This is a genomic window from Saccharopolyspora hordei, assembly GCF_013410345.1.
GTDB lineage: Bacteria > Actinomycetota > Actinomycetes > Mycobacteriales > Pseudonocardiaceae > Saccharopolyspora > Saccharopolyspora hordei.
The window spans coordinates 2,370,205-2,393,327 of record NZ_JACCFJ010000001.1; the positions used below are offsets into that span (position 1 = coordinate 2,370,205).

The following is a 23,123-nucleotide window of genomic DNA, read 5'->3' on the forward strand; positions in this document are numbered from 1 at the left end:
CGTTGACCGCATCGGGTTGTCCGCTCGAACAAGCGGGGTCGTGGTGCGTGAAGTCGAGGTCGACGCGGCCGGTGTCGCCGTGGTCGGGGTCCCGCTGCGCCAGCTCCTCATCGCGGTCGGCGAACCCCTGGTCGACGTGCTCGCCGCTCCCCGCGGCTTCGACGTCGAGGTGCGGGACGTCGTCATCGTCGACCCGGAGGAGGAGTCCGGCAGCGGGCGCAGCGGCGACTTCGTGCTGGTCATCGGCGCGCGCGGGCGGGCCGCGGTGCGGCTGGTGCGGGCGGCGGCGCGCGAGGGCGCGGTGGCCGTCGCGGTGAAGGTGGGTGCGGAGACCGACGTGCGGGTGCTGCGCGACACCGCGATCGACAGCGGGATCGCGCTGCTCGGCGTCCGCCCGGAGGTGCGCTGGGAACGCCTGGAGTCCTTCGCGCGCTCGGCCATCGACAACGCCCGGCTCACCACCGACGCCGACGTCGGGGAGGCGCTGGGCGACCTGTTCTCGCTGGCCCAGACGGTGGCGGCGATGACCGACGGCATCGTGTCGATCGAGGACACCGCGAGCCGGGTGCTGGCCTACTCGCGCTCCGACGACGAGGTCGACGAGCTGCGCCGGCTGTCCATCCTGGGCCGCCAGGGCCCCGAGCCGTACTTGGCGATGCTGCGCGAGTGGGGCGTCTACCAGCGGTTGCGCGCCGGCGAGGACGTGGTGCGCATCGACGAGCGGCCGGACCTGGGCATCCGCCGCCGGATGGCGGTGGGCATCCACGCCGGGACCCAGCCGCTCGGCTCGATCTGGGTGCAGGAGGGCAGCCGCCCGCTGTCGGAGCGCTCCGAGCGGGCCCTGCTCGGCGCGGCGCGGGTGGCGGCGCTGCAGCTCGTCCGGCAGCGCACCGAGGCCACGGCGGGGCCGCGCTTCCGGGAGAACCTGCTGACCGGGCTGCTCGACGGCCGCATCGACGCCCAGTCGGTGGCCGACAACATCGGTGCGGACGCGGCGAAACCGGCGGTGGTCGTGGTGTTCACGCTGCGCCCGTCGGAGCCCAACGCGGACCGCTCCGAGCTGGAGCTGCAGCGGGCGGAGATGACCAGCCTGATCTCGGTGCACGCCTCGGCGTACCGGCGCAGCGCGCTGGTCACCACGATCGGCTCGCGGGTCTACGTGCTGCTGCCGGACCTGCCGGAGCGCTCAGCGGTCGCCTCGACGCTGAGCCTGACGCGGGAGATCGTCGCGGCGGCCAAGCAGCACCTGCGGGCGCGCGTCCAGGTGGGGGTCGGCTCGGAGGTGCGAACGCTGGACGAGGCGGCCGAGTCCCGCAACGAGGCGGACCGGGTCCTCGACGCGATGACCCACGACCTGCACGCGGAGATCGCGACCATCTCGGACGTCCGCGCGCAGGTGGTGGTCAGCGAGCTCCTGACGGTCCTGCAGGGCAACGAGCGCTTCCGCGACGCCCGCCTGACGCTCCTGCAGGAGCACGACGCGGAGCACGGCACGGGTCTGGCGCGCTCCCTGCTGGCCTACCTGGAGGCCTTCGGCGACGTCCGAGCGGCCAGCGACCGCCTGCACGTCCACCCCAACACCCTCCGCTACCGGGTCCGCCGGGCGGGCGAGATCACCGGCATCGACCTGTCGAACCCGGCGGAACGCCTCAACGCCCACCTCCAGCTCCTCCTCACCCGCCGAACCCGCCGCTCGTGAGCGGGCGAGAAGCCCGACGAGCGCGCGGAAATCGCCTCAGGCGCGGGGGCGCCAGCGGGCGAAGCCCCCTTCGGTGTTGAGGACCTGGCCGGTGATCCAGCGGGCTTCGTCGGTGGTGAGCCAGGCGATCAGGCGCGCCGGGTCGTCCGGTTCGCCGTAGCGGCCGCGGGGGAACATCGGGCGGATCGTCTGCCAGGTCGGTTCGTCCAGGTAGCCGGTGTCGACCGGGCCGGGGTTGACGGTGTTCGTCGTGATGCCGGTGTCCGCCAGCTGGTCGGAGATCGTCAGGGTGATCTCGGCGAGCGCTCCCTTGGCCGCGGCGTAGGCGACCTCGCCGGGCATCGGGCCCTGCTGCTGGCCGGAGGTCATGAACACGATCCGCCCGCCCGGGCGGCCGTCGTGCTGCGCGGCGAAGGCCTGCGCGAGCAGGATCGACGACCTGGTGTTCACCGCCCAGTGCCCGTCGAGCATCGCCGCGTCGAGCTCGCCCAGCGCTCCGTCGCCGCCGCTGCGCGCGTGGTTGCAGACCAGGACGTCGAGGTGCCCGAACTCGGCCACCGCGGCGTCGACGAGCTGCTGCGGCGCATCGGGACCGGCCAGGTCGGCTCCGGCGTCGGCGATCCGCGCACCGGGGGCCAGCTGCTCGGCCACCCCGGCGAGCACCGCTTCGAGATCGTCGCCGCCCCACGGCTGCTCTTCGTCGTGCGGCCGGTGGTGGTGCACGAACACCGACGCGCCGTAAGCCGCCAACCGGCGCGCGATCGCGTACCCGATGCCCTGCCTGCGGCTGACCCCGGTCACCAGCGCGGTCCGGCCGCGCAGCGGAAGGGGGTCGCGGGAAAGATCGGCTGTGGTCATGCGCGGCAGGTTAGGGCGCTGTGGTGCCCGCTGCCACCGAATTGTCCGGATCGCGCTCCGTGAATACGTACCCGTGTGGGTATTTGCACCGGTCCGCCGAGAACTCCGATGCGGCACCCTCGAACGAGCTCCCCCGAGGGAGTGAAAGACCGGTCGACCGCTCTCTCCCCCGAAGCCGGTCCCCGGAAACGCCGCGCCCTGCCGCCCCCAGCGGCAGGGCGTGCGGTTCGTCCGACCCCCTCCCCGACGGGCCGGACGAACCGCCCCGGTGTCACTTCATGCCGGTGCTTCGACGGGGAGTGCCGCTTCAGCCAGCCGCTCGTCGTGAGTGACGAAGGCCGTCAGCGCGATTCGGGCATCCAACGCTGTGGCCAGGGGGATTGAGTCCAGGTTTCGAAGGTGGGTGCCGCCCGGACTGCAGCGGGTCCCGGGCGGTTGTGCTCACCTCTCGTCAGAGCTTGCGGAGGCGGACCCGGTTGATCGAGTGGTCGACGTCCTTGCGCAGGACCAGGGTCGCGCGCGGGCGGGTGGGCAGGATGTTCTCCACCAGGTTCGGCTCGTTGATGGTGCGCCACAGGTGGTCGGCCTCGGCGCGGGCCTCCTCGTCGGACAGCTGCGCGAAGTGGTGGAAGTGCGAGTCCGGGTTGGCGAACGCCGTGCTGCGCAGCGCCAGGAAGCGGTCGGCGTACCAGCGGGCGATGTGCTCGGTGTGCGCGTCGACGTAGATGGAGAAGTCGAACAGGTCCGACACCGCCAGGCTCGGCGCGGGCTGCAGGACGTTGAGCCCCTCGATGATCAGGATGTCCGGCTGGCGCACCACGATCTGCTCGCCGGGCACGATGTCGTACAGCACGTGCGAGTACACCGGCGCGGCCACCTCCGGCGCACCGGACTTGACCTCGGTGACGAAGCGCAGCAGCGCGCGCCGGTCGTAGCTCTCCGGGAAGCCCTTGCGGTGCATCAGCCCGCGGCGCACCAGTTCGGCCTTGGGGTAGAGGAAGCCGTCGGTAGTCACCAGGTCCACCCGCGGGTGGTCCGGCCAGCGGGCCAGCAGGGTGCGCAGCAGCCGCGCGGTGGTCGACTTGCCGACCGCGACGCTGCCCGCGATGCCGATCACGAACGGCACCTTGGTGCCGCGGGTCTCCTCGCCGAGGAACGTCGTGGTCGTCTCGTGCAGCCGCTGGCGGGCCGCCACCTGCAGGTTGATCAACCGTGACAGCGGGAGGTAGACGTCGGCGACCTCGGCCAGGTCGACCTGCTCGCCGAGGCCGCGCAGGTCGTCGAGCTCGTCCTCGGTCAGCGGCAGCGGGAGGGAATCCCGCAGTTCCCGCCACTGGTCCCGGTGCAGTTCGACGTATGGGCTCAGTTCGCGAACGCGTGTCACAGGCACCCCTCGGCGTTGAGGCCCGGCAGGAACTTCGGGGGAACAGTAAGTGGCGGATCGTCCGCAGCGCTGTGATCCACTGCACGCTGAGACGCAGGGAACACCGCTGGATCGATCGTGGGCCCCGCAGGCGGCAGGACGCCGGACCGGCGTGCGGTCCGGCGTCCTGCGTGGTCAGCTCACTGCTCGGAGCCGCTGGTCGTGTTCAGCTTCGACTTGCGGTAGCCGTAGGAGAAGTAGATCACCAGGCCGATGACGAACCAGGCGGCGAAGCGCAGCCAGGTCAGCGGCTCCAGGAAGGTGACCAGCCAGAGCGAGAACGCGATGCCGATCATCGGCACCACCGGCATGCCGGGGCACTTGAAGCCGCGCGGGATCTCCGGGCGCCGGTAGCGGAGCACGATCACCGCGGCGCACACGACCACGAACGCCAGCAGGATGCCGATGTTGGTCAGCTCCGCGGCCTCGCCGATCGGCAGCAGGCCGGCGATGAGCGCGGAGGCGACGCCGATCAGCCAGGTGAACCGCGTCGGCACCTTGCGCACCGGGTGGGTTTTGGCGAACCACTGCGGCAGCAGCCCGTCGCGGCTCATCGCGTAGCCGACGCGGGTCACGCCGAGCATGAAGGTGAACAGCACGGTCAGGATGCCCAGGATCGCGCCGACCGCGATGATCGCGCCGAGCACCGGCAGGCCCACGTCGGCGAACGCGCTGGCGAACGCGCTCTCGGTGCTGATCTGCTGGTACGGGACCATGCCGGTGAGCACCAGGCAGGCCAGCACGTAGAGCACCATCGCGATGACCAGCGAGTACATGATGGCCTTCGGCATGTGCTTCTGGGCTTCCTTGGACTCCTCGGCCGCGGTGCTCATCGCGTCGTAGCCGAAGACCGCGAAGAACACCGTCGCCGCCCCGGCGAAGGCGCCACCGATGCCGTAGGGGAAGAACGGGTTGTAGTTGCCCGCGTTGACGTGGAAGGCGCCGACGACGATCACCACCAGGACCACGCCGACCTTCAGGTAGACCAGCAGGGTCTCGAACCGGGCGGCGCTCTTCATGCCCTGGTTGAGGACGAAGGCGATGAGCAGGCACAGCAGCGCGGCGAACAGGTTGATCTTGTAGCTGCCGGGCGGCGCGGCGCCGTCCTCGGTGCCCGGGGCGCCCAGCATCCACGCCGGCAGGTCGATGCCGAGGAACCCGAGCAGCTCGTTGAAGTAGCCGGAGATGCCGATGGCCACCACGGCCACGATCGCGGTGTACTCCAGCAGCAGGTCCCAGCCGATCAGCCAGCCGACGACCTCACCGAGCACGGCGTAGCCGTAGGTGTAGGCCGACCCGGCCTTGGGGATCATCCCGGCGAACTCGGCGTAGGAGAACGCGGCGGCCGCGCTGGCGATGCCGGCGATGAGGAACGAGATCAACACCGCGGGCCCGGCCTTCTCGTTGGCCACCGCGCCCGCCAGCGAGAAGATCCCGGCCCCGATGATGCCGCCGACGCCGATGGCAGTGAGCTGCCACAGGCCCAGCGACCGCTGCAGACCACCACCACCGGTGTCCTCGGTGATGGCGTCGATCGGCTTGCGGCGGAAGATCCCCCGCCCGGGTTGGAGACTTGGTGAGGTCACGGTTCTACTCCTGGTGCTTCGTCATGCGCGAAAGGGTACGTACCTGGCGTGGTTCGGCCCGGCGAACGTTCCGCGCGACGTCGTGCGTGTCCTGCGTCACCAGTGGCTTCGCACGTTGTTGGCGAAACCTACGCGGACGCGTCACGTGATCATGTTGTGGGGTCGGACGACACTTCCCCGCATCCTTTGTCCGGTGTGACAGAACGGCTGCTGGGACGTGTCGGTCCGCTCACAACTCGCCGCGGAGGGTCGCGACCCGTGACTGCGCGGGGTCGCGATCGTTAAGGTTCACGCCGGTGTCATGCGCCAGGACCAGCCAGGGAAGAGGGAGCGCGATGTCCAGTTACCGCACTGTCGTCGTCGGGACGGACGGCTCGGAGCCCTCGCTGCGCGCGGTGGCCCGTGCGGGGACCGTCGCCAGTGACTCCGACGCCCGGCTGGTGATCGTCTGCGCCTACTACCCGACGCCGGCCCGCGAGGTCGAGCAGGCGCGTGACGAGCTGGGGGACGAGGCCTTCCAGGTGGTCGGGTCGGCACCGGCCGAGGCGACCCTGCGCGACGCCGCCGACGTCGCCCGCAAGGCCGGGGCGAGCCAGGTGAGCACCTTCGCCGCGGTCGGCGCGCCGATAGGGGTGCTGCTGGCCGCCGCCGAGAAGGAGGGCGCCGACCTGCTGGTGGTCGGGAGCCGTGGTCTGAACACGCTGAAGGGGCGGATCCTCGGCTCGGTGCCGTCGGAGATCTCGCGCCGAGCGGAATGCGATGTGCTCGTTGTCCGAACCGCACGGTGAGCCGCCGGCGCGCGGCGACGAGGTCCAGGAGACGATCCTCGGCGGCGCCCCGCGCTACACGAAGAAGCAGGTCGCCGAGGCCGCCGGGGTGCCGGTGCAGCGGGCCGAGCAGCTGTGGCAGGCGATGGGCTTCGCGCACGTCACCGACGAGGACGTGGTGTTCACCGACTCCGACGTGGCGGCGCTGCGCGCGCTGGTGGAGCTGGTCTCGGCCGACGTGATCCCGCCGGAGCTGGAGACGGCGGTGGCCCGGTCGCTGGCGCAGACGATGTCCCGGCTGGCCGAGTGGCAGGTCGAGATCTTCAAGCAGCTGCTCGGCGAGGAGTTCGCCGTCGACGTCGAGACCACCGCCCAGATGGCCTCGGTGATCCTGCCGGTGATGGCGCGGCTGCAGGACTACGTGTGGCGGCGGCACCTGGCCGCCAGCGCCTCCCGGGAGATGGCCGAGCGGGACGCCGGTACCGACGAGCGGGTGCAGGTGATCGGCTTCGCCGACCTGGTCGGCTACACCCGGCTGATCCGCGACTTCTCCGCGCAGGCGGGCGAGCTGGAGGAGCTCATCGACGGCTTCGAGGCGCTGGCCTGGGGCGTGGTCGCGGAGAACCACGGCCGGGTGATCAAGACGATCGGCGACGAGGTGCTGTTCGTGACCGACACGGCCGCCGACGCCGCCGAGATCGCGCTGACGCTCAACGAGAAGGTCGCCGAGAACGACCTGTTGCCGCCGCTGCGGATCGGGATGGCCGAGGGACCGGTGCTGGCCCGCTTCGGTGACGTCTACGGCTCGACGGTGAACGCCGCCAGCCGCCTGACCTCGGCGGCCCGCCCGGCGTCGGCGCTGGTCGACCGCGACCTGGCGATGTCGCTGCGGGGCAACCCGAAGTACCGGTTGATCTCGCTCGGTCCGCAGAAGGTGCAGGGCTTCCGCGGTCTGCGCGCCTGGGCCCTCCGCCGCGCGAAGTGAGCCGGCCTGACCCGGACGAGGACTGCTCCATGTGATCGAATTCGCAGGGAACTTGCTTGTCGCATGCAAGTTCTTCTGATATGCGATCTCGCCGTCGTCACCTGCGATATCGCGATTCCCGCGGTCCCATGACCGGCGCGAGCCGGGTTCCCGAGGGGCTGCACGCGCGGGAAAGCGGGATGCCCGGTGCCGGTCCCGGCAATAGAGTCGGGTCATGGCGGATCGGGGAGCAGTGGCGACAGGTGGGCATTCCGACGACGTAGCCGCCCTGGTCGGGGAGTACCGGCGGCTGCCTCCCGGCGCGCCGGTGCGGCTGGCGAAACCCACCTCGAACCTGTTCCGGTTCCGTGACCCGGCGGCCGGGCCGGGGCTGGACGTCGGCCGCTTCAACCGGGTGCTGGAGGTCGACACCACCCACCGCACCGCCCAGGTGCAGGGCATGGCGACCTACGAGCGCATCGTGGACGCGCTGCTGCCGTCCGGGCACGTCCCGCTGGTGGTGCCGCAGCTGAAGACCATCACGCTCGGTGGCGCGGTGGCCGGGCTCGGCATCGAGTCCACCTCGTTCCGCAACGGCCTGCCGCACGAGTCGGTGCGCGAGCTGGAGGTCCTCACCGGCTCCGGGGAGGTCGTGCGGGCCCGCCCGGACAACGAGCACGCCGAGCTGTTCCGCGGGTTCCCCAACTCCTACGGCACCCTGGGCTACGCGCTGCGGCTGGAGATCGAGATCGAACCGGTGCGCCCCTACGTCCGGCTGCAGCACGTCCGGTTCGGCACGGCGCGGGAGTGCGCGGACGCGCTCGCGCGCATCTGCCGGGACCGCAGCTTCGACGGCCACCCGGTGGACTTCCTCGACGGGACGGTCTTCAGCGCCCGCGACCAGTACCTGACCCTGGGGTCCTACGTGGACGAAGCGCCGCGCACCAGCGACTACACCGGGCAGCAGGTCTACTACCGCTCCATCCCGCAGCGGGGCACCGACTACCTGAGCGTTCACGACTACCTGTGGCGCTGGGACACCGACTGGTTCTGGTGCTCCCGCGCGTTCGGCGTGCAGCACCCGCTGGTGCGGCGGTTCTGGCCGCGGCGCTACCGCCGCTCCGACGTCTACCGCCGCATCGTCGCCTGGGACCGGCGGCACGCGTTCACCGACCGGCTCGCCGTGCTGCGCGGCCGCGGCGTCAACGAACCGGTGATCCAGGACGTGGAGATCCCGGTCGACCGGCTGCCGGAGTTCCTGGAGTTCTTCCACCGCGACATCGGGATCTCCCCGGTGTGGCTGTGCCCGGTCACGCTGCGCGACCCCAAGGGCTGGCCGCTGTACCCGATGGACCCCGACGAGCTCTACGTCAACGTCGGGTTCTGGTCCACCGTGCCGCTGCGTCGCGGCGAGGCGCCGGGACGGCACAACAGGGCGATCGAGCGCGTGGTGACCGAGCTGGACGGCCACAAGTCGCTGTACTCCAACTCCTACTACACCGAGGAGGAGTTCTGGCGGCTCTACAACCAACCCGTCTACCAGCGGCTCAAGGAGCGCTACGACCCGGACGGCCGGTTGCCGGGCCTGTACGAGAAGTGCGTGCGGGAGAAGTGACGGAAGGGGATCGCTCATGGGCTGGGCAGAGTTGTTCGCGCGCGTCCTCGGGGGCGAGTCCCCGGTGGAGATCCGGGCCTTCGACGGCAGCCGGACCGGCCCGCCCGGCGCCGAGGTCTGCGTCGAGATCCGGTCGCCGCTGGCCCTGTCGCACCTGGCGGCGGCGCCCGGCGAGCTCGGCCTGGCCCGCGCCTACGTGACCGGGGCGATCGAGGTGCACGGCGACATGTACACCGCGCTCGCCGCGTTCCCCTCGATCGCGCTGGAGGACGTCCCGCCGAGCCTGCGCCGCGAGCTGCTGGTGAAGCTCGCCGGGTACCGCCTGTGGTGGCCGGTGCGGCCGCCGGCGGTCGAGCACCGCCCGCGCGGCTTGCGGCGGCACTCCAAGCGCCGCGACAGCGAGGTGATCTCCTACCACTACGACGTGTCCAACCGCTTCTACGAGTGGGTGCTGGGCCCGTCGATGACCTACACCTGCGCGGTGTACCCGACCGCCACGTCCACCTTGGAGGAAGCGCAGTTCACCAAGCACGACCTGGTGGCGCGCAAGCTCGGGCTGCGGGAGGGCATGCGGCTGCTGGACGTCGGCTGTGGCTGGGGCGGCATGGTCATGCACGCCGCGGAGCACTACGGGGTCCGCGCGCTGGGCGTCACGCTGTCGCGGCAGCAGGCGCAGTGGGCGCAGAAGGCCATCGCCGAGCGCGGGCTGGCCGACCTCGCCGAGGTCCGGCACCTGGACTACCGCGACGTCACCGAGACCGGCTTCGACGCGATCAGCTCGATCGGCCTCACCGAGCACGTGGGACTCAAGCAGCTGCCGTCGTACTTCTCGTTCCTGCACGACAAGCTGGTGCCCGGCGGGCGGCTGCTCAACCACTGCATCACCCGCCCGGACGGCAGCTACGGCGCCCGGCCGGGCAAGTTCATCGGCCGCTACGTGTTCCCGGACGGCGAGCTGGAGCCGGTGGGCACCCTGGTGTCGGCGATGAACGACAACGGCTTCGAGGTGCGCCACGAGGAGAACCTGCGCGAGCACTACGCCCTGACCCTGGCGGGGTGGTGCGCGAACCTCGAGGCGCACTGGGACGAGGCGGTCGCCGAGGCCGGGCTCGACCGGGCACGGGTGTGGCGGCTGTACATGGCGGCCTGCCGGCTGGGGTTCGAGCGCAACGTCGTCCAGCTCCACCAGGTCCTCGGCGTCCGACTCGACGGCACCACCGCGCACTACCCGCTTCGCCCGTCCTGGTGACCGACCGGTGAGTTCCGCCGTCCCGGCTGGTCCACCCCTGCGCGGAGGTGAGCAGCCGGGAGGCGGAGATCGCCGAGATCGCGCAGAAGACCACCCCGAACCTGTGGTGCGACACCGAGGCCGACGAGGCCGCGCACCACTGCGCGAGCCTCTTCGAGGACTCGCGGGTCGTGCGGGTCCTCCGGTGCACCGAGGCCGGGCCGGGCGAGTCGGGCACGGTCGTGGCGGTGCAGTTCGAGCTGGCCGGGCAGCGGTTCGTCGGCATCAACGGCGGCCCGCTGTTCCGGTTCACCGAGGCGGTCTCGCTGGAGGTGCGGTGCGCCGCGCAGGAGGAGGTGGACCGGCTTCGGGAGCAGCTCGGCGAAGGCGGCGAGCACGGCCCGTGCGGCTGGGTGGCGGACAGGTGCGGCCTGTCCTGGCAGGTGGTGCCGAACCGGCTGCACGAGCTGATCACCGACCCGGACGAGGCGAAGGTCGCGCGGGTCACCAAGGCGGTGCTCGGCACGGGCAAGCTGGAGGCCGCGGCGGGCTGAGGCGTCACTCCAGGTCGTCGAGGCTCACCGGCGGGACGAAGTCGCCGACGCGGGTGCGCACCCAGAACGCGCCGGTCTCCTCGCGCTCGGCGCGGGTGGTGAAGCGGTAGCGGTAGAAGTCCGCGCGCACCAGCTTCGGCGGGCGGTCCGGGAAGGGGTTGTGCCGCAGCAGGCGCAGCACCTGCTCGTCGTTGCGCAGCAGCGCGCGCACCAGGCCGGGCAGCCAGCTGCGGCCGTAGCTGGGGGAGAGCGCGAGGAACCACATCAGCCAGTCCAGCCGCAGGTGGTAGGGCGCCACCTGCGGCGGGCGGCGGTACGGGTCGCCGGGCTTGCCCCGGAACCCGTACTCGCGCCACTCGCCGCCGACGTCGTCGGCCCCGGAGAGCACCACCTCGTAGCGGGTGCGGGTGATGCTGCCGAACGCGCCGTAGGTGTTGCCCAGGTGCAGCTTGTTGAAGCTGCGGTTCATCACCTGGCGCTTGCCGAGCATGTTGCGCACCGGCCAGTAGCTCAGCACCACGAACACCACGGTCACCAGCAGCACGAGCACGGCGAACCACGGCGGCAGCCCCGACACCGGTGGCGTCGGGACGGGGATCACCATGGCGGAGAACGCCAGCGTGATGGTCAGCAGGTTCAGCCAGGCGAAGTTGCCGCTGAGCACCAGCCAGCCCTGCGTCACCACCACGACCACCGCGGCGGCGGTCGCGACCGGCTGCGGGGCGAACAGCAGGAACGGCACGACGAGCTGCGTGACGTGGTTGGCCAGCACCTCGACCTCGTGCAGCGGGCGCGGCAGCCAGTGGAACCACCGGCTCAGCGGGCCGGGCATCGGCTGGGTCTCGTGGTGGTAGTACAGCGCGGTGAGGTCGCGCCAGCAGGAGTCGCCCCGCATCTTGATCAGCCCGGCGCCGAACTCGACGCGGAACAGCAGCCACGTCAGCAACCACAGCACCAGGGTGGGCGGCGCGACGTGGGCCGGCCCGAGGAAGATCGCCAGGAAGCCCGCCTCGAGCAGCAGCGACTCCCAGCCGAACGAGTACCAGACCTGGCCGACGTTGACGATCGACAGGTACAGCAGCCACAGCACCGTCCACAGCACCAGCCACGCCCACAGCGGTGCCAGGTCGGCGACCAGGGCGAGCACGCTGCCGACGATCCCGGCCCAGCAGACGCCGGCGAAGAACCGGTCGGAGTAGTGCAGGTGGAACAGGCTGGGCGAGTCGCGGAACCCGACGCGCGCCAGGTAGCGGGGGATGGGCGTGAGCCCGCGCTCGCCCAGCAGACCCCGGAACTGCCGCAGCGCGCAGACGAACGCGATGAGGTAGGTGAGGGCCAGCAGGTGCGCGACCACGAACCGCGCGCCCCAGTACTCCGGTGCTGCCGCCCACTCCCACATCGCGTCCACCGTCCCACCTGTCCGACGGGTCTTCGAGCTCGCCCGGCGAACCGCCGCGCGGACCGCCCGGCTCGTGGACTCCTACAATCGCCTACCGACGATGCGGTGTGGAGGGCTGGCGTGCTGGACGACGTGGTGGCGGCGCTGGCCTGCCCGCACTGCGGTGCCGACCTGGACCGGTCCGGCGGCAGCCTGCGGTGCACTGCGAACCACGTGTTCGACATCGCCCGCCAGGGCTACGTGAGCCTGCTGCCCGGCGGCACGAAGGTCGTCGGCGACACCGCGGCGATGGTCGCGGCCCGCGCGGACTTCCTCGCCGCGGGCCACTACGCGCCGATCGCCGACGCGGTGGCCGAGGCGGTGGCCGACGTCGAGGGCTGCCTGGTGGACATCGGTGCCGGCACCGGCTACTACCTCGCTCGCGCGCTGGCGGACTCCGGCCGCGTCGGTCTGGCGCTCGACGTGTCGAAGTACGCCGCCCGTCGCGCGGCCAAGGCGCACCCGCGCGTGGGCGCGGCGGTCGCCGACGCGTGGCAGCGGCTGCCGGTCCGCACGGGCGCGGCCGCGGCGGTGCTCAACGTCTTCGCGCCCCGCAACGCCCCGGAGATGCACCGGGTGCTCACGGCCGACGGACGCCTCGTGGTGGTGGTGCCGAACGCCGGCCACCTGGCGGACCTGGTGTCGGCGCTGGGGCTGCTCACCGTCGACGAGCGCAAGCAGGAGCGCCTGTCCGAGCAGCTGGCCGACCACTTCGACCTGGTCGAGCAGCGCAGCTGCGAGTTCAGGCTGGAGTTGACCGAGGCGGAGGCCGAGGCGGTGGTGGCGATGGGCCCCAGCGCCTGGCACGCCGACCCGGAGGACCTGCGCGCCCGCATCGCGGCACTGCCGGGGCCGCTCACGCCGACGGCGTCCGTCACGGTCGCCACCTACCGCCCTCGGGGCTAGGCGGCGACGCCACCGATCGCTCGGCGCGGGACTCGATCTCCCGGCGGTCAGAGCGTCGGTCGAGGCCGAGCCGTGGCCTGGAGGGGGCCCGCCACGTCCTCGGAGCCGGTGCTCGCCGACGGCGCGTCCGGCAGCGCTGGTCGGCGCACCGTGACGACCGAGGTCTGCACGACCCGGCCCGTGAGCCGCCGGCGCGCCCGGCGGCTCACGGGCCGGGGGGTCACTTCGGGGTGTGCCGGGTCTGGGGGACGCCCCAGGGGTTGTCGTCCCGGAGCGGTTCCGGCAGGAGGGCCTGCGGGACGTTCTGGTAGGTCACCGGGCGGAGGAAGCGGTCGATGGCGGCCGTGCCGACCGAGGTGAAGCGGGCGTCGGTCGTCGCCGGGTAGGGGCCGCCGTGCTGCATGGCGGGGGAGACCGCCACACCGGTCGGCCAGCCGTTGAACAGCACGCGGCCCGCGCGGTCGCGCAGGCGGCGGACCAGGCTGGCGGCGAACTCGGCGTCGTCGTCCTCGGCGTGCACGGTGGCGGTGAGGTTGCCGTCGAAGGCCTCGGCCGCGCGCCGCGCCTCGTCCTCGGAGGAGTAGGTGACCACGATGGACAGCGGCCCGAAGACCTCCTCCAGCAGCGTCTCGCGGTGCTCCAGCAGCGTGTCCACGTCGGTGCTCAGCAGGGTCGGGGTCGCGCCGTCGTCGACGCTGCCCTCGACCAGCACCCGCACGCCCGGGACCTCGGTGACCGCCGCGCGGCGGGAGCAGTAGCCCTCGTGCAGGCGGTCGTTGAGCAGCCGGTGCGCGGCGACCGCCTTGGACTCCGCGGTCAGCACCTCGTCCAGGCCGTGGTCGGCGGGCAGGAACAGCAGGCCTGGCTTGGTGCACAGCTGGCCCGCGTTGCCCGAGTAGGACGTGACGTAGCCCTTGGCGATCTCCTCGCCGCGCGCCCGCACCGCGTTCGGGGTGGCGAACACCGGGTTGAGGCTGCCGAGCTCACCGAAGAACGGGATCGGGCTCGGGCGGGAGTTGGCGATGTCGAACAGGGCGCGCCCGGCCGGGACCGAGCCGGTGAACGCCGCCGCCTTGATCCGCGGGTCGCGCAGCGCGACGGTGCCGGTCTCGAAGCCCAGCACCACCTGGAACGCGCCGTCCGGCGCACCGGACTGGGCCAGGGCCTTCGTGATGATCTCGCCGGTGCGCACCGACAGGCGCGGGTGGCCGGGGTGGGCCTTGAGCACCACCGGGCAGCCCGCGGCCAGGGCCGAGGCCGTGTCGCCGCCGGCGACGGAGAACGCGAACGGGAAGTTGCTCGCGGCGAACACCAGGACCGGGCCCACCGGCACCAGCACGCGCCGCAGGTCCGGCTTGGCGCCCAGCGGGAAGTCCGGATCCGCGCTGTCCACAGTGGCCTGCAGGTAGCCGCCGTCGTCGAGGACGTCGGCGAACAGCCGCAGCTGGAAGGTGGTGCGCTTGAGCTCGCCCGTCAGGCGTCCCTCGCTGAGCCGGGACTCCTCCATGGCCAGGGGGATCAGCTCGCCGGCCGCGGCGTCGAGCGCGTCGGCGACCGCGCGGACCTGGCCGGCGCGGGTGGCGGGGGACTGCGCGCCGAACGCCTCGGCGGCGTCGGCCGCTCGCTGCAGGGCGGTCTCCAGTTCGGCTGGCGTGGTGTCCGGGATCTCGGTCAAGGTACCCGTCCTTTGCGCGGTCGGATGACGTCTTGCCTACACCGTAGTACGTCGGACGGCCGACTGGTCGGACGACGTTCGAGATGACGGCGCGTCGCGCAGGGCCGGGACCCACCTGACCAGGGCGAGCACGGAGGGCACCTCCCGTCGACCCGCGGCGGAAGGCGCCCTCGAGATCACTCCGCGCGGGAGATGCGGACCATCTCCTCGCGGGGCACGACCTTGATGCGCTCCCGGCCCTGGGCCTCGCCCAGCGCCCGCTCGTGGGCGTCCAGCCGGCCCCAGCCCTCCCACGTCGTGCACTCCACGCCGCGCTCCTCGAGCAGGCGCAGGACGCTGTCGCTCGACGGCTCCTCGGGCTCCGGCAGCGACTCCACGTCGGCGAGCAGGTTGCCGATCGTCTCCAGCGCGTCGCCCTTGGTGTGGCCGATCAGACCCACCGGTCCGCGCTTGATCCAGCCCGTGGTGTAGACGCCGGGGATGTGCTGGCCGTCCAGGTCCAGCACCCGGCCGCCCTCGTTGGGCACGGTGCCCGAGGCGTGGTCGAACGGGATGCCGGCCAGCGGCGAGCTCAGGTAGCCCACGGCGCGGTAGACCTGCTGCACCGGGTAGGTCTCGTACTCGCCGGTGCCGCGCACCCCGCCGTCGCCGGTGAGCTCCATGACCTCGACCGTGAAGCCCTCGACCCGGTCGGTGCCCAGCACCTCGACCGGCGCGCGCAGGAAGTGCAGGTGCAGCCGCCGCGGGGTGTCGTGCTTCGGGTCGCGCAGCGCCCAGTCCTGCAGCGTCTTGACGACCGTCTTCACCTGGTTGTTGGTGCGGACCGCTTCCTCGCTGGCCTCGTCGAGCTCGAAGCCCTCGGGGTGCACGATGATCTCCACCCCGTCCTGGTGGTCGAGCTCGCGCAGCTCCAGCGGCGTGAACTTGGCCTGCGCGGGACCGCGGCGGGCGAACAGGTGCACGTCGGTGACCTTCGAGTCCGCCAGCCCGCGGTGCACGTTGTCCGGGATCTCGGTGCGCAGCAGGTCGTCGGCCTGCTTGGCCAGCACGCGCGCCACGTCCAGCGCCACGTTGCCGGCGCCGATCACCGCGACCTGCTCGCCGTCCAGCGTCCAGTCGCGCGGGGCGTCCGGGTGGCCGTCGTACCAGGAGACGAAGTCGGCGGCGCCGTAGCTGTGCGGCAGGTCGATGCCCGGGATGTCCAGCGGGCGGTCCTTGGTCGCACCGGTGGCGAAGACGACCGCGTCGTAGTGGCGCCGCAGGTCGTCCAGCTTGACGTCCACGCCGTAGTCGACGTGCCCGAGGAAGCGGATCTCCGGCTTCTCCACCACGCGGTGCAGCGCGCTGACGATGCCCTTGATGCGCGGGTGGTCGGGGGCCACGCCGTAGCGGATCAAGCCGTAGGGCGCGGGCATCCGGTCCAGCAGGTCGATCTCGACCGCGGTCTCGGACTTGGTCAGGACGTCGGCCGCGTACACCCCGGCCGGCCCCGCGCCGACGATCGCTACCCGCAGTGGGCGAGTCATTCCATCTCCTCCTGCCCCGGCACCGCGGCCGAACGGACGTCGGCCGAACCCCCGGAGTGCTTCGCTGACCGGCCCATCACGGCTGGGCCTGGTGGACGTCCACCACCCGGACGAGTTCAGCTTAGGTTCGCCTTACTCGGGATCCCGCGATGCGGACGGTGATGATGGTCATAACGGGGCGTGAGTGCTGCCCCGGGCGGACGCGGAGTGCGTGACTCGATGCGGTGGGTGACAGTAGGATCGCCGCGTTGATCAACGTCCGGTCGCGGTGGACGCTCGCCCGTTGACGCACGAGGTGATCTCGGCGGCCGGGCGGGGAGCGAGGGCTTGGAGGTCACGCGACATGGCACAGCGACCGGACTGGGCACCCGAGGGAGTCGACCTGGAGACGCCCAGTGCAGCGAGGGTCTACGACTTCTACTTGGGCGGTGCCCACAACTTCGAGGTGGACCGCGAGCTCGGGCGCAAGGCCATCGCAGCGGTGCCCCACCTCAAGGAGATCGCGGTCAACAACCGCGCGTTCCTGCGGCGCGCGGTGCGGTACTGCCTGGACCAGGGTGTGCGGCAGTTCCTCGACATCGGGGCGGGGATCCCGACCGCGGGCAACGTGCACGAGATCGCGCAGGCGGTCGACCCGGAGACCCGGGTGGTGTACGTCGACAACGAGCCGGTGGCGGTGGCGCACAGCCGCGCCATCCTCGACGGCAACGACAAGGCGACCATCGTGCAGGCCGACGCGCTGGAGGTCGAGAGCGTCCTGGACGCCCCGGAGACCCAGGGCCTGCTGGACTTCTCCCAGCCCATCGCGGTGATGATGGTCGCGCTGCTGCACTTCGTGCCGGAGAGCGCCAAGCCGCGCGAGGTGATCCGCCAGTACCACGAGCGGCTCGCGCCCGGCAGCCACATCGTCGTCTCCCACGTCACCGGGGACCACGACCCGGCCAGCGCGCAGGCCCTGGTCGACCTGTACCAGAACAGCAGCAACCCGGGCACGCTGCGCTCGCGGGACGAGGTGGCCGAGCTGGTCAGCGACTTCGAGCTCGTCGAGCCGGGCGTGGTGCACGTCCCGGAGTGGCACCCGGACTCCCCGGAGGACGTGTGGGAGGAACCGGAGCGGTCCATCGTCTACGGGGCTGTCGGACGCAAGGCCTGAGGTCGGTGCGGAGCGAAGAGCGGGGAGGTCACGCGGCATGCAGGAGCGGCCGGACTGGGCGCCGGAGGGGATCGACCTGAGCAAGCCCAGCGCTGCGCGGGTCTACGACTTCTACCTGGGCGGGGCGCACAACTTCGAGGTGGACCGCGAGCTCGGGCGCAAGGTCATGGCGGTCGTGCCCGAGGTCGGTGAGCTCGCGGTCAACAACCGTTCGTTCCTGCGGCGCGCGGTGCGGTACTGCCTGGACCAGGGTGTGCGGCAGTTCCTCGACATCGGGGCGGGGATCCCGACCGCGGGCAGCGTCCACGAGATCGCGCCGGAGGCTCGGGTGGTCTACGTGGACAACGAGCCGGTGGCGGTGGCGCACAGCCGCGCCATCCTCGAGGGCAACGACCGGGCCACCGTCGTCCAGGCGGACGTGCGGGACGTCGACGGCGTCCTGGACGCCCCGGAGACCCGGGAGCTGCTGGACTTCTCCCAGCCCATCGCGGTGATGATGGTCGCGCTGCTGCACTTCGTGCCGGAGAGCGCGAAGCCCCGCGAGGTGGTCCGCCGCTACCACGAGCGGCTCGCGCCCGGCAGCTACCTGGCCCTCTCCCACATCACCGGGGACGACGACGAGGAGCGCGTGGGCAAGCTGGTCGAGCTCTACCAGGGCAGCAGCGATCCGCTCACGCTGCGCTCGCGGGACGAGGTGGCCGAGCTGGTCAGCGACTTCGAGCTCGTCGAGCCGGGCGTGGTCTACCTCTCGGAGTGGCGTCCGGAGTCCCCCGAGGACAGGTGGGAACGACCGGAGCAGTCCATTGGTTACGGCGCCCTCGGGCGCAAGGTGTGAGGTTGATGCCAGACACAGTCGATGCTGGACCGGAGCACGACGAAGCGGTCAAGGAGTGGGCTCGCCGCATCATCCACACCAGCTACGTCGCGATGGGGCGACCCGAGCTGGAGGCCTTCCTGGCCGAGCGCCTGGGCGAGCTGCTGGCCGCGCTCGACAGCGGGCCGCCCGACGCCGCTGCCGACGTCGGGCGGCACCTGGTCGACGTGCACCTGACCAACTCGCAAGCGCTGGCCCGCACGCTGCGGCACCTGGCGACCGTGCTGCCCACCCTCCGCGAGGTCGACCCGGTCCGGCTGCACGAGGTGCTCAGCGAGCTGGCCGCGGGCTACGCCGGCGCGCTGCGCGAGCAGACCCTCACCGAGCAGGCGTTGATCCAGCGCGCGGTGTCGGCCGCCCGCGACGCCGCCGAGGAGGCGCTGCGCGCCAGCGAGGCCCGGTCCCGCGCCGTGGTCACCTCCTCCGCGCTGGGCATCGCCGTGGTCCGGCTGGACGGCGTCATCGAGGAGGTCAACACGGCGCTGCGCCGGATCTTCCGGCGGGGCGACGACGAGCTGCTCGGCCGCACGATCTTCGAGCTGGCCGACGAGGCGTGGACCAAGGAGCTGGAGGCCGCCAACGACCGCCTGGTCGGGGGCAGCGACGACCACTACCAGCTGGACACCCGGTTCACCGCGCCGGACGGCTCGCACGTGTGGACCCAGCTCTCGGCCGCCCTCGTCCGCGACGCCCGCGGCGAACCCGAGTACCAGGTGGTGCTCTACGAGGACATCACCGACCGGCACATGCTCCAGGAGAACTTCCGCAGGCAGGCCGTGCACGACCCGCTCACCGGCCTGGCGAACCGGACCCAGCTGCAGACCAGCCTGGACTCGGCGCTGGAGGAGACCCAGCCGGGCCGGCGGGTGGGGCTGTGCTACTTCGACCTGGACGGGTTCAAGGCGGTCAACGACAGCCTCGGCCACCAGATCGGCGACCAGCTGCTGCGCACCGTCGCGCAGCGGCTGCAGGCCGCGGCGCAGCGCGCGGCGAAGGGGGCGCTCGCGGCCCGGATGGGCGGTGACGAGTTCGTCGTCCTGGTGCCCGACTCGACCGGTGCCACCCACCTGATCGCCGTGGTCGAGGAGATGCTGCGCGAGGTCACCAGCCCCGCGCGCATCGGCTCGCACGAGCTCAGCGCCTCGGCCAGCGTCGGGATCGTGGAGCGCCCGGTCGCCGAGACCGACGCCGAGTCGCTGCTGCGCGACGCCGACGTCACCCTCTACCGGGCCAAGCAGGACGGCCGGGCCCAGTGGGTGCTGTACGACCCGGAGCGCAACGCGGCGGCGCTGGACCGGTTCCGGCTCTCCGCCGAGCTGCCCGCGGCGATCGAGCAGTACGAGCTGTTCGTCGAGTACCGGCCGATCGTGGAGCTGGCGACCGGGCGCTGCATCTCGGCCGCCGCCAGCATCCGCTGGGACCACCCGAAGTTCGGCGAGCTCGGCGAGGAGAGCTTCCTCGGGCTGGCCGAGGAGACCGGGTTGATCACCCGGCTCGGCACCTGGGCCCTGGAGCAGGTGTGCGAGCAGGCCGCGCGCTGGGTGCAGCAGCTCGGCGAGGCGGCCCCGGTCGCCGCCGTGCGCCTGTCGCCGCGCCACGTCCGCGACCCCGAGCTGGTCGGTGACGTGCAGCGCATCCTCCGCGACACCGGGTTGCCGCCCCGGTACCTCGCGCTCGGGCTGCCCGAGTCGGCGCTGTTCGACCCGCAGGGCGACCCCGAGGACATGCTGGAGATCTTCGCCGACATGGGGCTGCGGCTGTGCGTCTACGAGTTCGGCGAGGACTACGCCCGCATGTCGCGGCTGAAGGACCTGCCGCTGGGGATGGCGCGGATCGAGGGCCCGCACCTGGACAGCTTCGCCGACCCGAGCGGCCCCACTCCGCTGGACGAGCACCTGGTGGTGGCCGCCTGCGGCGCGGCCAAGCTGCTGGGCCTGCCGGTCAGCGCGGCGGGCGTGCGCGACGAGCGGCAGGCCCACCGCCTGCGCGACCTGGGCGTGTCGCTGGCGCTGGGGCCGTTCACCGGCGGCCTGGTGTCGGCGGTCGAGCTGGTCGAGCTCGTGCTCGAGCAGTCGGCGTGACCCCGGGTGGTGGCCGAGGACCGTCCGCGACCAGCCGATAGCATCGGGGATGCGAAGCGTGTCCGCGCCGGTCGCGGCCGGCCCAGTGGAGGAGTGATCGTGTCCGTACAGCCTTCCCAAGCCCAGCAAGCTCCCCGGGTGAAGGTTCCGGCGGGCACTACTGCGGGGGCAGCCGTGGCCGAGGCCGGGCTGCCGTCCAAGGGCCCGGAGGCGGTCGTCGTCGTCCGTGACGCCGAGGGCACCCTGCGCGACCTGGCCTGGGCGCCCGAGACCGACGTCGAGGTGGAGGCGGTCGCCGCCGACACCGAGGAGGGCCGCAGCGTCATCCGGCACTCCGCCGCGCACGTGCTCGCGCAGGCGGTGCAGAACCTCTTCCCGGACGCCAAGCTCGGGATCGGCCCGCCGGTCAAGGACGGTTTCTACTACGACTTCGACGTCGACCGCCCGTTCACCCCGGAGGACCTGCAGGCGCTCGAGAAGCGCATGAAGCAGATCATCAAGTCCGGGCAGAAGTTCTCCCGCCGCCGGCTGGAGTCGGTCGAGGAGGCGAAGGAGGAGCTGGCCTCCGAGCCCTACAAGCTGGAGCTGGTCGACCTCAAGTCCGATGTGGACACCAGTGAGGTGATGGAGGTCGGCGGCGGCGAGCTCACCGTCTACGACAACATCGACCGGCACGGCGAGGTCGTCTGGGGCGACCTGTGCCGCGGCCCGCACGTCCCGCACACCCGGTTCATCCCCGCGTTCAAGCTGATGCGGGTGGCCGCCGCCTACTGGCGCGGCAACCAGAACAACCCGCAGCTGCAGCGCATCTACGGCACCGCGTGGGAGTCCAAGGAGAAGCTCGAGGAGCACCTGGAGCTGCTGGCCGAGGCCGAGCGCCGCGACCACCGCCGGCTCGGCGCCGAGCTGGACCTGTTCTCCTTCCCGGAGGAGATCGGGTCCGGGCTGCCGGTGTTCCACCCCAAGGGCGGCATCATCCGGCGCGAGCTGGAGGACTACTCCCGCAAGCGGCACGAGCAGGCCGGCTACGAGTTCGTCAACACCCCGCACATCACCAAGGACACGCTGTTCAAGACCTCCGGTCACCTCGACTGGTACCAGGACGGCATGTTCCCGGCGATGCACCTCGACGAGGAGCGCGACGCCAACGGCGAGCTGCGCAAGCCCGGGGTGGACTACTACCTCAAGCCGATGAACTGCCCGTTCCACAACCTGATCTACCGCTCCCGCGGGCGCTCCTACCGGGAGCTGCCGCTGCGGTTGTTCGAGTTCGGGTCGGTGTACCGGTACGAGAAGTCCGGTGTGGTGCACGGGCTGACCCGCGTGCGCGGCATGACCCAGGACGACGCGCACATCTACTGCACCCCGGACCAGCTCCAGGACGAGCTGAAGTCGCTGCTGGGCTTCGTGCTCGACCTGCTGCGCGACTACGGCCTGGACGACTTCTACCTGGAGCTGTCCACCCGCAACGAGGAGAAGTACGTCGGGGACGACGAGAGCTGGGAGGTCGCGACCGAGGCGCTGCGCCAGGCGGCCGAGGCCTCCGGCCTGGAACTGGTGCCGGACCCGGGCGGCGCGGCGTTCTACGGGCCGAAGATCTCGGTGCAGGCCAAGGACGCGCTGGGCCGCAGCTGGCAGATGTCGACCATCCAGGTCGACTACCACCTGCCGGAGCGGTTCGACCTGGAGTACACCGCGCCGGACGGCAGCAAGCAGCGGCCGATCAAGATCCACCGGGCGCTGTTCGGCTCCATCGAGCGGTTCTTCGGCGTGCTCACCGAGCACTACGCGGGCGCCTTCCCGGCCTGGCTCTCCCCGGTGCAGGCGGTGGGCATCCCGATCGCCGACGAGCACGTCGAGCACCTGCAGCGGGTCGCGAAGGCGTTGCGCGACAAGGGGATCCGCGTCGACATCGACACCAGCGACGACCGCATGCAGAAGAAGATCCGCACCCACACCACGCAGAAGGTGCCGTTCCTGCTGCTGGCCGGCGGCAAGGACGTGGAAGCGGACGCCGTGTCGTTCCGGTTCCGCGACGGCTCGCAGATCAACGGGGTGCCGGTGGACGCCGCGGTGAACGCGCTCGTCGACTGGGTGCAGCGCCGCGAGAACGCCTCGCCGAACGCGGAGAACTTCCAGGTGGGGACGGCGTGAGCGTCGAGCCGGGAGGAGTGGAGCTGACCGAGCAGCACGGGGTCGGGGTCCAGGACGCCCTGCAGCGGTTGTGGACCCCGCACCGGATGGCCTACATCCAGGGCGAGAACAAGCCCGACGGTGACGACAGCGACGGCTGCCCGTTCTGCCGCCTGCTGGAGTCCGGCCGCCCCGACTCCGAGACGCTCATCGTCGCCCGCGGCGAGCTGGTCTTCGCGATCCTCAACCTGTACCCGTACAACCCCGGGCACCTCATGGTGCTGCCGTACCGGCACGTGGCCGACTACACCGAGCTCACCGAGGCCGAGACGGCGGGGGTCGCGGAGTACACCCAGCGCGCGATGCGGGTGATCCGCCGGGTGTCGGCGCCGCACGGGTTCAACATCGGGCTCAACCAGGGCCCGGTGGCGGGCGCGGGCATCGCCGCGCACCTGCACCAGCACGTGGTGCCCCGCTGGGGCGGTGACTCGAACTTCATGCCCGTCATCGGGCACACCAAGGTCCTGCCCCAGCTGCTCGGCGAGACCCGCCAGCTCCTCGCCGACGCCTGGGGCGAGCTGGACTGACGCGACTCTGGTGGGAACCGGGCCCGCGATTCCCACGGGGATCGCGCACTGACGCC

18 protein-coding genes are annotated in these 23,123 nt (G+C 71.8%); 12 read left to right on the plus strand and 6 right to left on the minus strand.

What is annotated here, in order from left to right; all coding sequences use genetic code 11:
- The first annotated feature begins 43 nt into the window (after positions 1 to 43).
- Positions 44 to 1,699 carry a helix-turn-helix domain-containing protein gene (locus HNR68_RS11105; RefSeq protein ID WP_179720174.1) on the plus strand — a complete coding sequence of 552 codons (1,656 nt, stop codon included), beginning with the start codon at positions 44 to 46 and terminating at the stop codon, positions 1,697 to 1,699.
- A 36-nt stretch (positions 1,700 to 1,735) separates the two neighbouring features.
- On the opposite strand, the gene HNR68_RS11110 is transcribed toward HNR68_RS11105, so the two are convergent.
- The 3 genes from HNR68_RS11110 to HNR68_RS11120 all read right to left on the minus strand — a co-directional run bounded on the left by HNR68_RS11110 (position 1,736) and on the right by HNR68_RS11120 (position 5,566).
- The gene (locus tag HNR68_RS11110) at positions 1,736 to 2,557 is read right to left on the minus strand and encodes an SDR family oxidoreductase (RefSeq protein WP_179720176.1); all 822 of its coding nucleotides are present in this window, start codon (positions 2,555 to 2,557) and stop codon (positions 1,736 to 1,738) included.
- 451 nt (positions 2,558 to 3,008) lie between these two features.
- The gene (gene coaA, locus HNR68_RS11115) at positions 3,009 to 3,941 is read right to left on the minus strand and encodes a type I pantothenate kinase (protein ID WP_179720178.1); all 933 of its coding nucleotides are present in this window, start codon (positions 3,939 to 3,941) and stop codon (positions 3,009 to 3,011) included.
- A 179-nt stretch (positions 3,942 to 4,120) separates the two neighbouring features.
- A complete protein-coding gene (locus HNR68_RS11120; protein WP_179720180.1) occupies positions 4,121 to 5,566 on the minus strand; it encodes an amino acid permease in 1,446 nt (481 codons plus the stop codon).
- Between the two features lie 335 nt (positions 5,567 to 5,901).
- Between HNR68_RS11120 and HNR68_RS11125 the strand changes: the two genes are divergently transcribed.
- From HNR68_RS11125 to HNR68_RS11145, 5 genes are all read left to right on the plus strand, one after another.
- Positions 5,902 to 6,354 (plus strand): universal stress protein, encoded by a 453-nt coding sequence (locus tag HNR68_RS11125; RefSeq protein ID WP_179720182.1) that lies wholly within the window; start codon positions 5,902 to 5,904, stop codon positions 6,352 to 6,354.
- A complete protein-coding gene (locus tag HNR68_RS11130) occupies positions 6,326 to 7,318 on the plus strand; it encodes an adenylate/guanylate cyclase domain-containing protein (protein ID WP_179720184.1) in 993 nt (330 codons plus the stop codon). Before HNR68_RS11125 ends, HNR68_RS11130 begins: the two co-directional genes overlap by 29 nt.
- Positions 7,319 to 7,532: 214 nt before the next feature.
- Entirely contained in the window at positions 7,533 to 8,912 is a 1,380-nt protein-coding gene (locus tag HNR68_RS11135) for an FAD-binding oxidoreductase (RefSeq protein ID WP_179720186.1), read from the plus strand.
- A 16-nt stretch (positions 8,913 to 8,928) separates the two neighbouring features.
- Positions 8,929 to 10,161 (plus strand): SAM-dependent methyltransferase, encoded by a 1,233-nt coding sequence (locus HNR68_RS11140; RefSeq protein WP_179720188.1) that lies wholly within the window; start codon positions 8,929 to 8,931, stop codon positions 10,159 to 10,161.
- A gap of 47 nt (positions 10,162 to 10,208) precedes the next feature.
- On the plus strand, positions 10,209 to 10,694 hold the full coding sequence (locus HNR68_RS11145) for a VOC family protein (protein WP_343050064.1): 486 nt from the start codon (positions 10,209 to 10,211) through the stop codon (positions 10,692 to 10,694).
- Between the two features lie 4 nt (positions 10,695 to 10,698).
- Here the strand turns inward: HNR68_RS11145 and HNR68_RS11150 are convergent, their stop codons facing one another.
- Positions 10,699 to 12,093, minus strand: coding sequence for a lipase maturation factor family protein (locus HNR68_RS11150; RefSeq protein ID WP_179724903.1), 1,395 nt, complete (start codon positions 12,091 to 12,093; stop codon positions 10,699 to 10,701).
- A 120-nt stretch (positions 12,094 to 12,213) separates the two neighbouring features.
- On the opposite strand from HNR68_RS11150, the gene HNR68_RS11155 reads away from it, so the two are divergent.
- Positions 12,214 to 13,038, plus strand: a complete 825-nt coding sequence (locus HNR68_RS11155; protein WP_179720190.1) for a putative RNA methyltransferase — start codon at positions 12,214 to 12,216, stop codon at positions 13,036 to 13,038.
- A 220-nt stretch (positions 13,039 to 13,258) separates the two neighbouring features.
- On the opposite strand, the gene HNR68_RS11160 is transcribed toward HNR68_RS11155, so the two are convergent.
- Together HNR68_RS11160 and HNR68_RS11165 are read right to left on the minus strand one after the other, a co-directional pair.
- Positions 13,259 to 14,713, minus strand: coding sequence for an aldehyde dehydrogenase (NADP(+)) (locus HNR68_RS11160; protein ID WP_218888259.1), 1,455 nt, complete (start codon positions 14,711 to 14,713; stop codon positions 13,259 to 13,261).
- Between the two features lie 176 nt (positions 14,714 to 14,889).
- A complete protein-coding gene (locus HNR68_RS11165) occupies positions 14,890 to 16,239 on the minus strand; it encodes an FAD-dependent oxidoreductase (protein ID WP_179720192.1) in 1,350 nt (449 codons plus the stop codon).
- Positions 16,240 to 16,582: 343 nt separating this feature from the next.
- Here HNR68_RS11165 and HNR68_RS11170 point away from each other — a divergent pair, with 343 nt between their 5' ends.
- The 5 genes from HNR68_RS11170 (at position 16,583) to HNR68_RS11190 (ending at position 23,067) form a co-directional block, all read left to right on the plus strand.
- Complete coding sequence (locus HNR68_RS11170) at positions 16,583 to 17,392, plus strand: SAM-dependent methyltransferase (protein WP_179720194.1); 810 nt, start codon at positions 16,583 to 16,585, stop codon at positions 17,390 to 17,392.
- Between the two features lie 37 nt (positions 17,393 to 17,429).
- Positions 17,430 to 18,227: an SAM-dependent methyltransferase gene (locus HNR68_RS11175; protein WP_179720196.1), complete on the plus strand. Its 798-nt coding sequence runs from the start codon at positions 17,430 to 17,432 to the stop codon at positions 18,225 to 18,227.
- A gap of 5 nt (positions 18,228 to 18,232) precedes the next feature.
- A complete protein-coding gene (locus tag HNR68_RS11180) occupies positions 18,233 to 20,347 on the plus strand; it encodes a putative bifunctional diguanylate cyclase/phosphodiesterase (protein ID WP_179720204.1) in 2,115 nt (704 codons plus the stop codon).
- 138 nt (positions 20,348 to 20,485) lie between these two features.
- The gene (thrS, locus tag HNR68_RS11185) at positions 20,486 to 22,501 is read left to right on the plus strand and encodes a threonine--tRNA ligase (protein ID WP_179720206.1); all 2,016 of its coding nucleotides are present in this window, start codon (positions 20,486 to 20,488) and stop codon (positions 22,499 to 22,501) included.
- Positions 22,502 to 22,587: 86 nt separating this feature from the next.
- The gene (locus HNR68_RS11190; RefSeq protein WP_246330947.1) at positions 22,588 to 23,067 is read left to right on the plus strand and encodes an HIT family protein; all 480 of its coding nucleotides are present in this window, start codon (positions 22,588 to 22,590) and stop codon (positions 23,065 to 23,067) included.
- Positions 23,068 to 23,123: the final 56 nt, after the last annotated feature.

What these genes read in the sequence shown, in the direction of transcription:
- HNR68_RS11110 (WP_179720176.1), bottom strand. Translation starts at nt 2,557, where the DNA reads ATGACCACAGCCGATCTTTCCCGCGACCCCCTTCCGCTGCGCGGCCGG.
- HNR68_RS11125 (WP_179720182.1), top strand. Translation starts at nt 5,902, where the DNA reads ATGTCCAGTTACCGCACTGTCGTCGTCGGGACGGACGGCTCGGAGCCC.
- HNR68_RS11130 (WP_179720184.1), top strand. Translation starts at nt 6,326, where the DNA reads ATGTGCTCGTTGTCCGAACCGCACGGTGAGCCGCCGGCGCGCGGCGAC.
- HNR68_RS11135 (WP_179720186.1), top strand. Translation starts at nt 7,533, where the DNA reads ATGGCGGATCGGGGAGCAGTGGCGACAGGTGGGCATTCCGACGACGTA.
- HNR68_RS11140 (WP_179720188.1), top strand. Translation starts at nt 8,929, where the DNA reads ATGGGCTGGGCAGAGTTGTTCGCGCGCGTCCTCGGGGGCGAGTCCCCG.
- HNR68_RS11150 (WP_179724903.1), bottom strand. Translation starts at nt 12,093, where the DNA reads ATGTGGGAGTGGGCGGCAGCACCGGAGTACTGGGGCGCGCGGTTCGTG.
- HNR68_RS11165 (WP_179720192.1), bottom strand. Translation starts at nt 16,239, where the DNA reads ATGACTCGCCCACTGCGGGTAGCGATCGTCGGCGCGGGGCCGGCCGGG.
- HNR68_RS11170 (WP_179720194.1), top strand. Translation starts at nt 16,583, where the DNA reads ATGGCACAGCGACCGGACTGGGCACCCGAGGGAGTCGACCTGGAGACG.
- HNR68_RS11175 (WP_179720196.1), top strand. Translation starts at nt 17,430, where the DNA reads ATGCAGGAGCGGCCGGACTGGGCGCCGGAGGGGATCGACCTGAGCAAG.
- HNR68_RS11180 (WP_179720204.1), top strand. Translation starts at nt 18,233, where the DNA reads ATGCCAGACACAGTCGATGCTGGACCGGAGCACGACGAAGCGGTCAAG.
- HNR68_RS11190 (WP_246330947.1), top strand. Translation starts at nt 22,588, where the DNA reads ATGGCCTACATCCAGGGCGAGAACAAGCCCGACGGTGACGACAGCGAC.